Genomic DNA, 15,125 nt, shown 5'->3' with positions numbered 1-15,125 from the left:
AAACATTGCTAATTGTGAACTTTGGCTCGGGGCGTATGAAAAAATAAAACTGTTCATTTCAATTCCAAGTGTTTATCGCTTCGGAAAGAAGGGCGATCTGTATTCTTATTTTGCTAAATTAAGTTGTAATCCCACCCCAAAGAAAAACTGTAATTTTCCTAAATCGTTTATGTAGGAAATATCGAAACTCGTTGGTCCTAAAATGGTATCGTAAGAGATAGTAGCGCCAGATGAAAATAGTAAACTTGTATTAGAGGTTTCGGTCCACTCGTTGGTAAAATCAAATATTTCATCAAAAAAGCTATTGGCATCAACAAAGCCAACTGAAGCAAAATTGGCATGAGGAGTAATATAAAAATTTCTAAACGGATTTAGCTGCAAGGAGGCATGCGCACTTATAAACTGAGTTGCCATAAGCTGCCCGTCGCCAAGCCCTTTAAAAGCGTAGGAATCCCTTCTGTTTTGCCGCAAGTTTCCTCCTAGAAAATACTTTGCTCCTTGTCCGTGCCGAATAAAGGAAATATCATCGGCATCTTGATTATCTATAAAAGTAAATCCCACATTACTTCCTAAGATTAAGGAGTTAGCATTCTTCAGCGCAAACCGTTTTTCATATTCCATGCTAACCTTTGTAAATTTGTTTACGTGCCCGTCTACATCATCCTCTGGGAATTCATTGAATTCGGTATTCACATTAGCGCTTAAGGACCTTGCTGCTTGGGCAAAAAGATAACTTCCTTTGGTTGCAAAAAAAACTTTATCGAGGCTGTTATGAACGTAATAGCCGCTCAATTCCAAATTCTTAAAAGAATAACGCTTTAAATCGTAAATATTTACGTTTGTTTCAGGGTCAAGTTCAGGACGAAACAGCGTGTATTCATAATTCAATTCCATCCCAATATAATCCTTCAAAGTTTTGATGCTTTTATTGAACTGTAAACTTGTTACAAGGTAATCATTCTTTAAATCTTCTCCCTTAACCCCTAAGCTGTAAAAACTTTGCTCCGTATTCTGACCGAAAACTTGACCACGCCACCACCATTTTTTATTTTTACCAAAGTTCTGCTGATATTGCACCCTAAATTTAGGCTGTTCTGCCGCATCTACGCTAAGAAGCATTCGAGAAGAATTCCCAATAACATTTCTACCCGTATAGTTTAAAACAATACCCACTCCCTGATTGGTATCATAATGCAATGCACCTTCAATTTGGTGATGTGCTTTTTCAACGCCCGAAATATATAAGAAATTCCGATCCTCAACAGGCGTAATTTTATAATCTATTTGATGAAAGAGCTGTGTTCCTATGGCATAATCTACCGCTTTCCGAATTTCCTCTGCCGTGTAAGCGCTCCCCTGCCCCAGTCCCATTCTAGCCCGCATCACAGCAAGGTTTCCCTCACTAATATTTTCGTAAGAAATACTGTCTATCGTAACCTTTCCATCTCCCGAAGGCAACTGATGCGGCCGTTGTGGATATTTTTTTAGCTTTTCGACTAATATCACAAGCTCATCCACTTTTTCATTTACTGCCACGGTACCCTGCTGATAAATAGCATTTGCTTTATTGAAATCTTTAGTAGCATAGGTTAAATTTCCAGTATGATCAATTAAAATATCGCAAAGCTCCCTATCGCTTTGATTTTTAAGATTACTGGTGAGCATGGAAGTTTGGAACAAAATAGTCGTTGGACTATCCAATTTTTCAATAGGTATCAATCCGCCACCTACATCACTACCAATAATTATATCGGCCTCCATCTCCTTCGCAATATCCACAGGGAAATTATTTAAGACGCCCCCATCCACCAACAATGTATTTTTATATCGAACCGGCGCGAAGATACCAGGGATAGACATACTTGCTCTTATAGCCAGCGCCAAAGAATTTTCTGATAAAACAACCTCGGTGCCGTTTACCAAATCGGTGGTAACCGCCCGAAAAGGGATTGAATACTCGTCAAAACTTTTCACCCCATAAACAGGAGACGTTAAAGAGATTAAGTATTCTCTTAAATTTTGATCTTTCAGAATAGAGGGCTTCAACTTAGGTTTTCCACCCACAATATCGTACCCCATTAAATAGCGCTGAAATTCACTCTTCTCTTCCACGCTAACATCCTGAAGGGAAACATCACCAAAAAGCAACCTATCCCAATCGGTAGCATCTGTCAATTTTTTAATACTATCTGCTGAATAACCAATTGCATAGAGTCCGCCAACCACACTGCCCATACTTGTCCCCACAATTAAATCTGGAACAATACCAAGACTATCCAGCTTTTTTAAAACTGCAACGTGGGCAATACCTTTTGCTCCGCCCCCACTCAAAACCAAGGCAACTTTAGGCTTATCCTCTTGGGAATAAAGATTTCCGAAGAAAAATAGTAAAATTGTAAAAAAGGTAAATTTCTGAATACAATTCATTTTATTACATCCTTGTAGTTTCGGTAAAACAGCCTTGCCAATCCTTAAATTTATAATCCACTGATTTAAAGATATGCAATTTATTTCTTTAAAGCATCGCATTTAAAAATGCCTTCCGAAGAAAGTAACTGTCGGGATTTAATTGTCGAGAATCCATATCTTTGCCCTTTGAAGAGACTATACCCATGGCACAACCCGTAAACGGATTTTCCAAATTATCAAAACAAGATAAAATTAATTGGCTGGCTACCAATCACTTTCAGAATAAAGAAGCAGGCATCTCCATTTTAGAGCAATATTGGAACAACGACGCCAAACTACAAGCATTGCACGATGAGTTTATAGAAAACACCGTTTCTAATTTTTACCTTCCATTAGGGATTGCTCCAAACTTTCTCATTAACGGAAAATACCACACCATTCCAATGGCCCTTGAAGAAAGCTCGGTAGTGGCCGCCGCGGGAAAGGCCGCCAAATTCTGGCAGGACCGTGGAGGTTTTAAAACTTCGGTTTTAGGGAGCGAAAAAATAGGACAAGTGCATTTTATGTACACCGGCGACACGGATAAATTGAAAAATTTTTTCAACCAAATAAAGCCTACTTTGCTTAAGGCTACGGAAGAAATTACCCGCAATATGCGCAAACGCGGTGGTGGGATTTCAAACATTGAGCTTAGAAACAAAACCGAGGCGCTTGATTATTATTTTCAACTGCACTGCACCTTTGAAACTTTGGATGCCATGGGCGCCAATTTTATAAATTCGTGCTTAGAAACTATTGCCAAAACCTTTAAAGAGGAAGCACAACATTACGCTGATTTTACTTCGGAAGAAAAAAACGTGGAAATTGTAATGAGCATTCTTTCCAATTACGTTCCCAACTGCGTTGTAAAAGCAGAAGTAAGTTGCCCGATTGAAGATTTAAATGATGACAAAGGATTAAGCGGACAAGCATTTGCTGAAAAATTTATCCGCGCCATTGATATTGCCAATGCAGAACCGCATCGGGCGGTTACGCACAACAAAGGAATTATGAATGGCATTGATGCGGTTGTACTGGCTACAGGAAACGATTTTAGGGCCATTGAAGCAGGTGTTCATGCATATGCGGCGAAAGACGGTTCTTACAAAAGTTTAACCCATGCTCGCATAGAAAACGGCATTTTCTATTTCTGGATTGAGGTTCCACTTGCACTTGGTACGGTGGGCGGACTAACAAGTTTGCATCCACTGGTAAAGCTATCACTGGAAATATTAAACCACCCTTCTGCCAAAGACTTGATGCAGGTGGTGGCGGTTGCCGGTTTGGCCCAAAATTTTGCTGCGGTACGCTCACTCATTACTGATGGCATTCAAAAAGGGCACATGAAAATGCATTTAACGAACATTTTAAATCAGCTTGGTGCCACGAAAGAGGAGAAAGAATATTTTGTAAACTTCTATAAAGATAAAACGGTTACCCATAGCGGCGTTATTAATGAGTTTGATAGAATCAGAACAAATAATGGCTAATAAAGAGTTTCGCAGTAACGGAAAACTTCTCATAACTGGGGAATACGTGGTGCTGGACGGTGCGCTAAGCTTTGCCCTTCCAACCAAATTCGGACAATCACTGGAGGTAACGGAAACAACTGGCGGGACAATTCAATGGCAGGCCTTAAATTATCTTGACAAGGAGTGGTTTTCTGCTGAATTAAAACTTTCTGCCGTTGCCAATACATCCGAAGAAGGATTACTAAAAAGCTCGGATTACAAAATAGCCGAAACCTTACTTTCGTTTTTAAGGGAAGCCAAAAAACTGAATGGCAAATTCTTGGAGAATCTAAGTGGCGTTTCGATAACTACCAAATTAGAATTTCCTGAAAACTGGGGCCTCGGGTCTTCCTCCACTTTAATCAACAACATCGCGAACTGGGCCAATGTTGATGCTTTTCAACTGCTTTGGAATAGTTTTTCCGGAAGTGGCTACGATATTGCTTGCGCCAGAAACAATTCTGGCATTACCTATCAATTAAAAGACAAAAAGCCATTTGTTAACTTAGTTGATTTTAATTTTGATTTTAAGGAAAAGCTATTTTTTGTTCATTTAAATAAGAAGCAAAACAGTAGAGAAGGGATTAATCATTACAAAGAAGTTGCTGATGCTGAAGAGAAGAAAGTAGCTATTTCCAAAATCTCTACCATAACGCAAAAACTTTTAACTGCCAATAACCTAAATGCTTTTGAAGCATTACTCAATGAACACGAAGAAATTATTTCTCAGTTACTAAAGCAGGAAACGATTAAAGACATTCATTTTAGTGATTTTGATGGCTCGATAAAAAGCTTGGGAGCCTGGGGCGGCGATTTTGTTTTAGTCACGGGAAGTCGAGATTATGTGGTTGATTACTTCAACACCAAAGGACATAAAACCATTTTATCTTACACGGAAATGATTAAATAACTCCTTATGTGAATTTTTACTGGGGATCATATCTAAGCTATTTGCAAGAACAGCTTAAAGCCACCAAAACACAGGCTTGCTTAAAATCAAAATTTATAAATAAGTGACTATCGTGCTACTCGTACTTTCTAAAAGTATTGGTAAGAAGCGTTAAAATCTGCCTCATTTGTTTCCTACTGAATTCCGCACATATTAAAATTAAAAATTGCCAACAATACAGTATTGACAGTTCCTAAAATGAAATTTTAAAGACATGGAAGCCCTTCTCAAATGTGTAGATAATTTCAAAACCGTATAATTCACAAATTTTTTTAACAATCGCCAATCCGAGACCTGTAGAGTTAGCACTTTGGCTTTCTTTATAAAAACGTTCGAAAATTTTATCTGCATCCATTATCGGATGGTCCCCCGTATTTTTTACCGAAAAACTATTGGAAGTAATGTTTATTTCAACATGCCCATTTGAAGAAGTGTGCTTAATGGCATTTACAATTAAATTATTGCAAAGAATTTCAGCTAAATGATAATCCATTGTTACCACCAGCTTTCTATCTCCGCTAAAATAGATTTCTTTACTGAAAATTTCTCCAAAATTAGCAATACTACGCGTGATGATTAGAGCTAATTCGATTTTTTGCAAATTGGCAAACTGGTTATTTTCAATTTTGGTGAGCAGAGCAAGCCCTTTATTTAATTGAGATATCCTCTTAATATCATTATTCAGGGAGATTAATTGTCGATATTGCTCATCATTCAATGGACCATCGTTCACCATATTTTCAATTTTCACTTGCATTACAGAAAGAGGGGTCTGCAATTCATGGGATACATCTTCAGTAAATTGTTTGAGATTATTATAATCCTTTCTTACTTTATCCGTTAATACTTTCATCTGGGTATTTAGTTCACTAAACTCCTTGATTTCTGAATCTTTAAAAATCAATGGTTGTTTGGAGGCAACCGAAAAATGTTTTAGCTGATAGAGCGTATGAAAAAAAGGTTGCCAGATATTCGAATTCTCAACTTTATTAAGATAAAATAAGACTACAAAAACGATAATAAGAATAAAAACATAAGAAACAATAAAGGCGATAAGTATGTCATCAGATTCCACTACTAAATCCCTTACGGTAATCCTATAAAAATTCCCTTGAACATTTTTAAAGGTGGTTAACTCCCTGAAAAGTTCCATTTCATCTTGAGAGGGATCGAATATAAGTGTGTCTTTTACAAACGCTGGTAATTTTGACGAAACTTGTTCTATTTCAACTACAGGAGGTAGCGAAAAAGGATCTGCCCCCATTTCAATAACACTTTCTATTCTTGAGGCTCTTGAGTAAAGATCTTGTTCAATCTCTTCCTGCAATATTGATCGGATATAGAAATAGAGAATCACCGTACTAAGAAGCATCAGGATGAAACTTACAAGGATAAACGTGCGGGATGTTTTTTGAATTAGTCCAACTTTTCTTTTTTCTCTTTTCATTTATTCAACCACAAATTTGTATCCACTCCCATAAGCGGTTTTGATATATTTAGCTCCCACTTTCGTTAATTTCTTACGTAGATTATTGATATGCACATAGATAAAATCAAAATTATCTATTAAATCGCTGTGGTCTCCCCATAAATGCTCTGCAATAATCCCTTTAGACAAAACCCTATTTTTATTACTTATGAAAAACAGAAGTAAATCGTATTCTTTTTTAGTTAGTTTTATTTCTTGCTTTTCAACAGTCACGACTTGACTGCTTGTATCTATTATAATTTCATTACAGATAACGAGATTCCCTCCGCTAAGTTTTTTTCGCCGGTAGATGGCATTGATTCGAGAATTGAGCTCAGCCAGATGAAAAGGTTTGGTTAAATAATCATCAGCTCCCAAATCCAATCCTTCCAGCTTATCTTCAAGCGAATTATTGGCTGAAATTATAATGATACCTGTAGTATCGGATTTCGTGCATTTAATTTCCTTCAACACATCCAACCCGCTTCCAGTTAGTAAATTCACATCTAAGACGACAACATCATAAGCATATAGCGATGTCTTATAGGAAGCCTCACGAAAGTCGGCTGCAACTTCACAAACATTTCCTTCCTTTGTAAGGTAAGCTTCTATAGATTCCCGTAAAACCACCTCATCTTCTGCTATCAATACCTTCATGTTAGTAAATTTAATTCTTTTAATTTTGAATGTCGCAAATGCTATTTGCGATATGTCAATTTTACACTAATTTATTTGAAGAAGGCCACGCCTCTATCCGATTAAAATCTAATGATAGCCCCTACTCCAATGGCATTCCCATCATAAAATGGAGCAATTGAAGTAGTTACCGAGAATTCACTATCATTTTCCCTATCAGGAAAGAAAACCGACTGCAACGTAGGCTGGAGCCAGTAGGCTATTTTTGTACTTAAAATTCCGATCCCCGCTCCAGCAATGACGTCACTTAGCCAATGACGATCATTATACATTCGGAAAAAACCAGTTCCAGCAGCAACTGCATATCCGGCTACACCATACCAAATAGATTTATGTTTATACTCTTGATATAAAAACTCTGCCCCCATAAATGCCGTGGCGGTATGCCCAGAAGGAAAAGAAGTATTGGAGCTTCCATCAGGCCTTTCAATTTTAGTTAAGGATTTTAGCCCTAAAACACTTCCCCCCATGATTAAGTACGCTGTTGCCAAAATCATTGTTCTGTCTTTAAGGTTATTCTTTCCTTTAATTCCTGCGAAGTTGAGTGCGTATACCGAAGCGGCTGGGAGATACTGTGAAAAATCATCGATTGTGAGTTTCTCATCAATATGCTCATCCACCTCCTCTTTTATTTCATAATCCAATTCTTTGAGCATACGATTATGGTTCGCCCAAAATCCGTATCCTATAAGAGATGCCGGTAAAATTACCGAAGAAAAACGAAATTGGGTTGAAAATTCTGTTCTCTTATGGTTAGAAGTGAGTCCTTGAGGAGTTTGACATCTACCGCTTTTTATGGCAATAAAAAAGAATGCTATCCATAGCATTTTTTTAAATAGAATTTTATAATTCATATTGAAAAACATTAAAACTGGTACACAATAAATTGATTTGAGCACCAAATGTATCTCTGAATTCTAAAGATTTTTTAAAGTTGCCATAAAGCAATAGTAAGTATTGTAAATACTACATAACTTTTTAACCATTTGACCGAAATAAGAAAGCCGTCTCAAATTTCCTTGAAACGGCTTTTGGTCTTTTATTAATAAACCATTCGACTTAAACTCTTTATTTATAATTGAATAAAGCAATAAGTAACACTTAATTTCTAGGTCTAAACCATCAATCCCAAATGCGTCGCCAAGCTGCTTTTCAATATTGAGTTTCTGAATTGGAGAATAAAAAAAGCTCCTTTTTCAAGGAACTTTTATTTATAATATTTAAAACGTCTGGGGTTATTTCAACCATAATCCTGAATGCGCTGCCGAACAGCTTTTCAAGATTGGGCCTCACTAATATACCTCAGCTCTTTCGTCTTCTATTTCAGCAGCATCTTTTAACGCGTTATAAGCGGAAAAATTAGCTCTATTTCTATTCAATGATTTTTGTGTATTAGCGTACGTAGCATAACTCTCTAACGAAGGCGCAATTTCTTTTTTGGTAACCGATACCATATAAACTCCATTTTCACCTTCTATTAATTTAGAGGCTTCTCCTTCAGAAAGTCCCATGGCAACACCTACAACTTTAGGTTCTCTTCCAGCTCCAGAAATTGTTGGCGTTTTCATGGTAAGTCCAGTAGCTCCGGTAACATTTACATTATTATCCTTCGCCAATTCGTCTAGAGACTTCCCAGCATTCTTCTCTTTGATAATGGCAGCCTTTTTTTCTTTTCTCAAAATTGGCAATACACGAGCAGAAGCATCTTTAGCACTTGCCAAACCTTCTTTTCTTTTCCCTGTCAACTGTACGATTGCATAACCGTTTGGTGTACTGAAACGCTTAACATCTCCAACTTCAGTATCCGAGTTAAATGCCCACTGAACTAAACCTCTTTGGTTTCCAATACCAGGGATATTCTCGTCCAAAGCTTTAATTTGATTAACTGGTCGAACGTTATAATTTGATTCTTTGGCTACCGCTTGGAAATCACCTTCCAAAGCAGCCATTTCAAATTTTGTTGTTTCTGTATATAAGTCGCTAGAAGTTTTTTCTGATGGTTCAATTTCCCTAGCAATAGTTGCTATTTGTACTACATCATATTTATCATCTACTTTAATTACGTGGTATCCGAAATCAGTTTCCACTAAACCGATAGACCCTATTTCATTATCAAAAATATAATCATTGAAAGCAGGTACCATTTGTCCTTCTGGAATGTTATCATACGTACCGCCTCTGGCAGCAGAACCAGGATCTTCAGAGTTATCTCTTGCCAGTGCTCCAAAATCGTCTGGATTGGCTTTTACTTTTTCAAGAATTTCCTCAGCTTTTGCTTTTGCTTCTTCCTTTGTTCTGGACTCTTTTGGTTGCGCCTGGGAACCGTCATAAGAGATTAGAATGTGACTTGCCTTTACAGAACCACCTTCTTTTTTGTTTACCATTTTAGAAAGTTTAAAATAGTCTCCATCTTTATAAGGTCCGTAAATACTTCCTACAGGAAGATTATAAAGCGTATCAGCAAAAGCAGAAGGCAATTGCGCTTTTGTTACGTATGTTGTATCGTATTTGATATCTGAATTTCTATTTACAAAATCGGCCAGATTGGATGTATTTTTAAATCCAGCAACTGTCTCTTCTTTTTTGGTAGTTTCATTATACTCTTTAGTATCATTCAACAACTTAACAAGACTTTGTTTTGCTTCTTCAATATCTTCTTCAGAAGCCTTTTCTTCAAAATAAACGTAACGGATATCTCTAGAATTCTCTTGCTTAAAATCGTTTTTATGTTCTTTTACATACGCTTCAATTTCACTATTTGAAACGCTTACGGTACTATCTGGAATAGAAGTATAAGGAACTTTAACGTACTTAATATCTACTTTATCATTTTCTAAGTGATAGGCCAATTCCCCTTCTTTCAAGGTTGCACCAACACCCGCTTTGATTAAATTGAAATAAGATTGTTCTTTTGAAGCATTGATTAACAAATCTTCTTGCATTTGCCACTGTTGATAACCAGCAGGATTGTTAGCTTTAAGGTCTGCTATAAATTCTATGAATTTTCCTTCATCAAAAACACCAGCTTCGTTTTGGAATGTTGGGTCTTGAGCAAAGGCAGGGTTCGATTTAACTACCTCAAGTATTTGATCCTTTTCAATATTAATTCCTAGATCCTCAAATTGTTGCTCTAGAATTATACCTCTTACCTCTTGATTCCATACTTGGTTCACCACTTGAACCGTACTAGCGTTTGCTCCATATCTTCTGGATGCATTTTCTACTTTATATGCAAACTCCTGTCTAGAGATGCTTTCTCCATTTACCTCACCTACTGTAGTTTTTCCAGTACCACCATCCTTGGTAAAAACTCCGGAAATAACAAATGCAAACAAAGCCAAACCTATCACCAAAATAAGGAATAGCGAACGACTTCTAATTTTTTCTAGAACTGCCATTTATCAAAACAATTTATTAAATTAATGAGGGCGAAAATACCACTTTTTTGGAATAATAAAAACCTGAGGGTGCAATTATTAAGAATTTCATTAGTTCGACATACAGACAAACTTTTTATCTGGATAAAAATGAGTTTACCCTTCTTTTAAAAGCATCAAAATTTAGAAGACAAAAAAGCTGCCCAAAATTTATCAGGCAGCTGATAATCAGTTTAAAATTAATCGAAAAAATAGTAGCAAACAAACTGATTGTATGTCTATTTCCCTTTCGGGTCGAATTCCCGAAGTATTGGATAAAATTGGGCAAACACATAATCTTTTTTGGCAAATGCCACATGACATTGATTGCACGTCTGTACTGGATACACTTTTGAAGTTTCGCTAGGTTCGTCAGAATGTTTTCCTTGCCATTTGAAGAATCCCCAGTTTCCAGGACGATTAGGGAAACGCTCTTTGCTTTTCACGGAAGCTTTAATACTGTGAAGGCCTTGGGAGAAATAACCATTTCCACTAGCACCCTTGTTCCCAGCATAAGCATTCACTTGAATAAACTGAGTACCATCGCGAAATTCTCCGTTTTCTTTAAAATAGTCAAAATCCAATGGGTGGATGTACGTGTTGTGAAACCCAGGGAAAGCCACTTCATTTTTCTGATTTAGCTCCGCTGGTGTTACATTGGCTCCCACAAAAACCCATTTGGCATACATCTCTTTAGTGGGCCGTATCAGTTCTCCTTGATCATTGAAAACCATTTTATCGGGATACATTGTCATATTATCAATAGCAACAAACGACTCTCTTTTTTCACTCTTAAAAGCAAATACCCCTGCCAAGACAACCATAGAAAATCCAATGGCTGATAATTTAAATAGTTTTTTCATACCGTTTTAATTTAAAGATTATTTAATCTCTAAAATAGTATATTTACTATATTAAAAGGTGTTATTTTCTAATTTAAATTAAATTTAAATAATTTATACTATGCCAAAAAAATTATAGATATCAATCAGTAGCCAAGACCTTCAATGCCAGGAGGTCAATTTTTGTATTACTCACTTCCAATACTGTGAATTGGTAATTGTCTATCATGACAACTTCTCCTTTAGGTGGAATTTCTCCAATTTTATTCACGATAAGTCCGCCAAGAGTTTCGTAGTTCTCACCTTCCGGCAGATCAAGCTTGTATTCTTCATTCAAATAATCTACCTCCAGACGCGCAGAAAATTTAAATTCCTTTTCACTTAGTTGCTCTTCAATTAATTCAACGCTATCATGCTCATCTTCAATTTCTCCAAAAAGTTCTTCAACGATGTCTTCCACCGTCATAATGCCAGAAGTCCCTCCATATTCATCTAGAACAACCGCGATACTCTTCCTCTTTTTCGTCAATACCTCCAGCACATCACTAATCAACATAGTCTCTGGGACGTATTCCACAGGCATCATTACGCTTTTTATATCCGCTGGGTTTTTAAACAAATCGAAGGAATGTACATAACCGATAATATCGTCGATGGAATCTTTGTATATGAGTATTTTCGAATAACCAGTTTCTGTGAAAATTTTATTCAATTCACTTAGCGACTCATCAAATTCCACCCCTGTTATTTCCGTTCTCGGTATCATAACTTCACGGGCCTTCACTTCTGCAAATTCCAATGCATTTTGAAACAGCTGTATTTCGGAATCTAAATTATCCTCCTCATCCGCAGCCTCCATTTGTTCAGAAATATAATCCCCTAATTCAACTTTACTGAAGGCTAACTGTACATCGTCTCCTTCCGTTTTAAAGAAAACACGAAGCACCAAATCTGAAATCCAAATGATAAATGAGGAAACAAAGGAAAATAACACGTAAAAAATATAGGCCGGCACCGCGAAAAACTTCAATAGCGTATTTGCATAAATTTGAAAAAATACCTTCGGTAGAAATTCCGCAGTGATTAAAATTACTAGTGTTGAGATGACGGTTTGAACTAAAATAACGTCGAAAGGCAGACTATCTGCTCCCACGAAAGCTGGATAGAGGTAATCTATAAGAAGGTCCCCCATGTAAATACCATATACAACCAAAGCAATATTATTGCCTACTAACATCGTGGCAATAAACTTAGATGGTTTTCTGGTAAGCTTTGTAAGTACTTTGGCTAATAATCCGTCTTGCTTTTTTTCAATTTCTATGTGAATTTTATTGGAAGACACATAGGCTATTTCCATTCCTGAAAAAAACGCGGAAAGTAAAAGGGAAATTATAATTACAATGATTGCAATTTGCATTTAGTCTTTGTTTTTCCTTTCGGCAAACTTTTTACGGTAATATCTTCGGAAGAAAAACATCCCGATAGCTACTACAGCAAAAAAGATAAAAAGATACGCTCGATTACGATCGGAATTCCAGGTTTGAACCACTTCAACAATTGAAATTACCGCCACAACGAGATAAACGATCTCAAAAATTTTAAAATACTTCATAATAATTCTTAACAGCACCTGTCTCCTATTTTCTAATTGAGGAAAACTGAAAACATTTTTAAAATAATAATTCTAATAGATCAAAAGTAGCGAAAAGTTTCAAATAATATTGAATGTTGTTGGCGAACTAACATGAAAAAAGCAAACAACCTATAGAATCAATACGCAAAGAAGTATCGTTTGTTTTAAAAAATAGGCTTTTGACTAAAAAGAGATCTATTTAGTGGAAGTAGAATCTGATTCTTTAACAACGGCAGTACCCGTATTGCCGTGTGAACTCACTACGGTAAATTCCCGATTGAAATCAATTCCAACCCCTTTCATATTAAGATCGGGACTTGTAAAAGTGTAATCTCCTTCTGTGAAAATCCATTGATTCTGCTGATCCCAAAACAACTGTGGGGCATTTAGTTGTTTGCCATCATGTGTTTTTAGCACAACATCTCCCTGCATATCGATTAATTCAGTATCCAAATAGATGATTCCGTAGTTGGCTTCCACCACACTCTTTTGGTTGTTGTCATCATAAAAATCGACATGAACACCATCTGGAAAAACCCGGTATGGAAATTTCTGATTACCATAATCTTCGTAAATAGGACCACTTACAACCGCTTTCAATTTTGTAGAGTCGGTATATTTTAAGACAAAATTCTCTGCAATACCCACCGGCATTTTTTGGGGCTTGTTGATTTCCTGCGTTTCACTTAAATAGCCTTCGCATGAAAACAACATTGTCACAGCAAAGACTGTGACAATGTTCAAAAATTTATATGATAAGCTTAACTTCATTCTTATAGATTAGGAACGGTTACGCTTCCACCAACCCAACAGTTGAAGGTAATAGTTTTTCCAGCCATATCTGCACTGAAAATGTCTTGTTTGCTTGGCGCCCTACCCTCGTAACTTGCAGCAGCTTGTGCAGATTTACTTTTTAAAGATGGATCTACTTGACCTGCTCTTCTTGCAACCTGTGCAGCTTTCCAATAAATAGCTCTCTTTTCAAAAGTAGTGCTACCACATTCGTTTGCACTATTTGCATAAAGACTAGCAATGATTAGGTGAGGAGTACCGTTTGCAGGGTTTAAATCCAATGCCTGTTGCGCATAGTTTCTAGCAGTTGACTTCTGTCCTCTTTTCGCTGCTTTATTAGCAATATTTGTCAACTTCTTAGCCTTCTTGATTGGATCTGATTCCAAATCGATAGACTGCTTATAATATTCTAATGCTTTAGAGCTATTTCCTTGCTCTTCGTATAAAGAACCTAGGTAATATTTTGAACTCGCAGAAGGCTCAATTTTATCCAATGCCTCTACCAACTTCACGAATAATGGATCCCCAGTACAATCTTTCTCGTCCATTCTTCCAGCAGCACTCTTCAACCAGTTAGCATCAGTTTTATGCGCTTCGAAATTCTTTTGGTAAAGTGGGATCAAGTTATCACAATCCGCCAACTTACCAAGTTTTGAATCCACACTACTACTAATTTTTTCGTAGTTCTCTCCATTCTGTCTAGCTGCCGCCAATACTTTCTTTTCTTTACTAGAAAGCGTTCCTTCATCTTCCTTTGGAACCAATTTAACAATAGTTTCTCCTAATTCTTGGTTTTCCGCAGCAATTTTACCAGTTACAGCATCATACGTTTCAAAAACTTCTTGAAGATCTTTTTTGCCAGCATCATGTAAATCTACCAAAGTAGAGAAATACAAGTACAATGCTTTTGGATTTTTAAATCCGTCAGAATCTTCTTTAAAAGCCTTATCCAACAAACTGTAAATCTCTTCGTCTGAACCTAATTTTTGATCATACATCAACAATGCAGCATCGATGTTCGCATTGGTAACAGTAAATTTCTTAGGAAAATACTCAGGTCCTTTTTGATAAACCTCGGTAAGCATTTTAATATAAGTATCCTTATTAGCCGCATCCGATTCAATTTTGTGCTTCAATATTCGTTCTCCATAAAGAAATGTAGCATAATGCAACTCTGGACAATTTTCATAAACCATTTTCCAAGGTTCGTAAGCAGCATCGTAGTTTTTCACCTTTGCATGCTCAGCAAAAATAGACAGATTTTGTGGACATTCAGGGTTTTGAGCTTGTCCAAGGGTAACCAAGGCAACCCCAAGAACTCCAAACAATATTGAAATCTTCTTTCTCATTTATTTAATTTTATAGGTTAA

12 protein-coding genes are annotated in these 15,125 nt (G+C 36.6%); 2 read left to right on the top strand and 10 right to left on the bottom strand.

The window, feature by feature from the left end:
* Positions 1–105: 105 nt before the first annotated feature.
* Positions 106–2,427, bottom strand: a complete 2,322-nt coding sequence (locus NDQ75_RS06575) for a patatin-like phospholipase family protein (RefSeq protein WP_202028583.1) — start codon at positions 2,425–2,427, stop codon at positions 106–108.
* Positions 2,428–2,612: 185 nt separating this feature from the next.
* On the opposite strand from NDQ75_RS06575, the gene NDQ75_RS06570 reads away from it, so the two are divergent.
* Entirely contained in the window at positions 2,613–3,938 is a 1,326-nt protein-coding gene (locus NDQ75_RS06570; protein ID WP_202028582.1) for a hydroxymethylglutaryl-CoA reductase, degradative, read from the top strand.
* The gene (locus NDQ75_RS06565; RefSeq protein ID WP_242513667.1) at positions 3,904–4,869 is read left to right on the top strand and encodes a GYDIA family GHMP kinase; all 966 of its coding nucleotides are present in this window, start codon (positions 3,904–3,906) and stop codon (positions 4,867–4,869) included. Before NDQ75_RS06570 ends, NDQ75_RS06565 begins: the two co-directional genes overlap by 35 nt.
* Before the next feature lie 232 nt (positions 4,870–5,101).
* Here the strand turns inward: NDQ75_RS06565 and NDQ75_RS06560 are convergent, their stop codons facing one another.
* The 9 genes from NDQ75_RS06560 to NDQ75_RS06520 form a co-directional block, all read right to left on the bottom strand.
* A complete protein-coding gene (locus tag NDQ75_RS06560; protein ID WP_207190436.1) occupies positions 5,102–6,355 on the bottom strand; it encodes a sensor histidine kinase in 1,254 nt (417 codons plus the stop codon).
* The gene (locus tag NDQ75_RS06555; protein ID WP_202028581.1) at positions 6,356–7,033 is read right to left on the bottom strand and encodes a response regulator transcription factor; all 678 of its coding nucleotides are present in this window, start codon (positions 7,031–7,033) and stop codon (positions 6,356–6,358) included.
* A gap of 101 nt (positions 7,034–7,134) precedes the next feature.
* The gene (locus NDQ75_RS06550; RefSeq protein WP_242513666.1) at positions 7,135–7,926 is read right to left on the bottom strand and encodes a phosphatase PAP2 family protein; all 792 of its coding nucleotides are present in this window, start codon (positions 7,924–7,926) and stop codon (positions 7,135–7,137) included.
* Between the two features lie 438 nt (positions 7,927–8,364).
* Complete coding sequence (locus NDQ75_RS06545) at positions 8,365–10,470, bottom strand: peptidylprolyl isomerase (RefSeq protein WP_202028580.1); 2,106 nt, start codon at positions 10,468–10,470, stop codon at positions 8,365–8,367.
* 257 nt (positions 10,471–10,727) lie between these two features.
* On the bottom strand, positions 10,728–11,351 hold the full coding sequence (locus tag NDQ75_RS06540; protein ID WP_202028579.1) for a cytochrome P460 family protein: 624 nt from the start codon (positions 11,349–11,351) through the stop codon (positions 10,728–10,730).
* Positions 11,352–11,472: 121 nt separating this feature from the next.
* Positions 11,473–12,747, bottom strand: coding sequence for a hemolysin family protein (locus tag NDQ75_RS06535; RefSeq protein WP_202028578.1), 1,275 nt, complete (start codon positions 12,745–12,747; stop codon positions 11,473–11,475).
* Positions 12,748–12,942 (bottom strand): hypothetical protein, encoded by a 195-nt coding sequence (locus tag NDQ75_RS06530; RefSeq protein ID WP_202028577.1) that lies wholly within the window; start codon positions 12,940–12,942, stop codon positions 12,748–12,750.
* Positions 12,943–13,158: 216 nt separating this feature from the next.
* Positions 13,159–13,734, bottom strand: a complete 576-nt coding sequence (gene lptC, locus NDQ75_RS06525) for an LPS export ABC transporter periplasmic protein LptC (protein ID WP_202028576.1) — start codon at positions 13,732–13,734, stop codon at positions 13,159–13,161.
* Positions 13,735–13,736: 2 nt separating this feature from the next.
* Positions 13,737–15,104, bottom strand: a complete 1,368-nt coding sequence (locus tag NDQ75_RS06520; RefSeq protein ID WP_202028575.1) for a tetratricopeptide repeat protein — start codon at positions 15,102–15,104, stop codon at positions 13,737–13,739.
* Positions 15,105–15,125 lie beyond the last annotated feature (21 nt).

This window comes from Galbibacter mesophilus (assembly GCF_023721415.1).
Classification (GTDB): Bacteria; Bacteroidota; Bacteroidia; order Flavobacteriales; family Flavobacteriaceae; genus Galbibacter; species Galbibacter mesophilus.
Note: the sequence above shows the minus strand (reverse complement) of the source record. Positions and strands in the feature narration are given on the sequence as shown.

Coding starts and splice junctions, on each gene's coding strand:
- NDQ75_RS06550 (WP_242513666.1), bottom strand. CDS start 7,926: ATGAATTATAAAATTCTATTTAAAAAAATGCTATGGATAGCATTCTTT.
- lptC (WP_202028576.1), bottom strand. CDS start 13,734: ATGAAGTTAAGCTTATCATATAAATTTTTGAACATTGTCACAGTCTTT.
- NDQ75_RS06545 (WP_202028580.1), bottom strand. CDS start 10,470: ATGGCAGTTCTAGAAAAAATTAGAAGTCGTTCGCTATTCCTTATTTTG.
- NDQ75_RS06570 (WP_202028582.1), top strand. CDS start 2,613: ATGGCACAACCCGTAAACGGATTTTCCAAATTATCAAAACAAGATAAA.
- NDQ75_RS06560 (WP_207190436.1), bottom strand. CDS start 6,355: ATGAAAAGAGAAAAAAGAAAAGTTGGACTAATTCAAAAAACATCCCGC.
- NDQ75_RS06555 (WP_202028581.1), bottom strand. CDS start 7,033: ATGAAGGTATTGATAGCAGAAGATGAGGTGGTTTTACGGGAATCTATA.
- NDQ75_RS06520 (WP_202028575.1), bottom strand. CDS start 15,104: ATGAGAAAGAAGATTTCAATATTGTTTGGAGTTCTTGGGGTTGCCTTG.
- NDQ75_RS06575 (WP_202028583.1), bottom strand. CDS start 2,427: ATGAATTGTATTCAGAAATTTACCTTTTTTACAATTTTACTATTTTTC.
- NDQ75_RS06565 (WP_242513667.1), top strand. CDS start 3,904: ATGAGTTTGATAGAATCAGAACAAATAATGGCTAATAAAGAGTTTCGC.
- NDQ75_RS06540 (WP_202028579.1), bottom strand. CDS start 11,351: ATGAAAAAACTATTTAAATTATCAGCCATTGGATTTTCTATGGTTGTC.
- NDQ75_RS06535 (WP_202028578.1), bottom strand. CDS start 12,747: ATGCAAATTGCAATCATTGTAATTATAATTTCCCTTTTACTTTCCGCG.
- NDQ75_RS06530 (WP_202028577.1), bottom strand. CDS start 12,942: ATGAAGTATTTTAAAATTTTTGAGATCGTTTATCTCGTTGTGGCGGTA.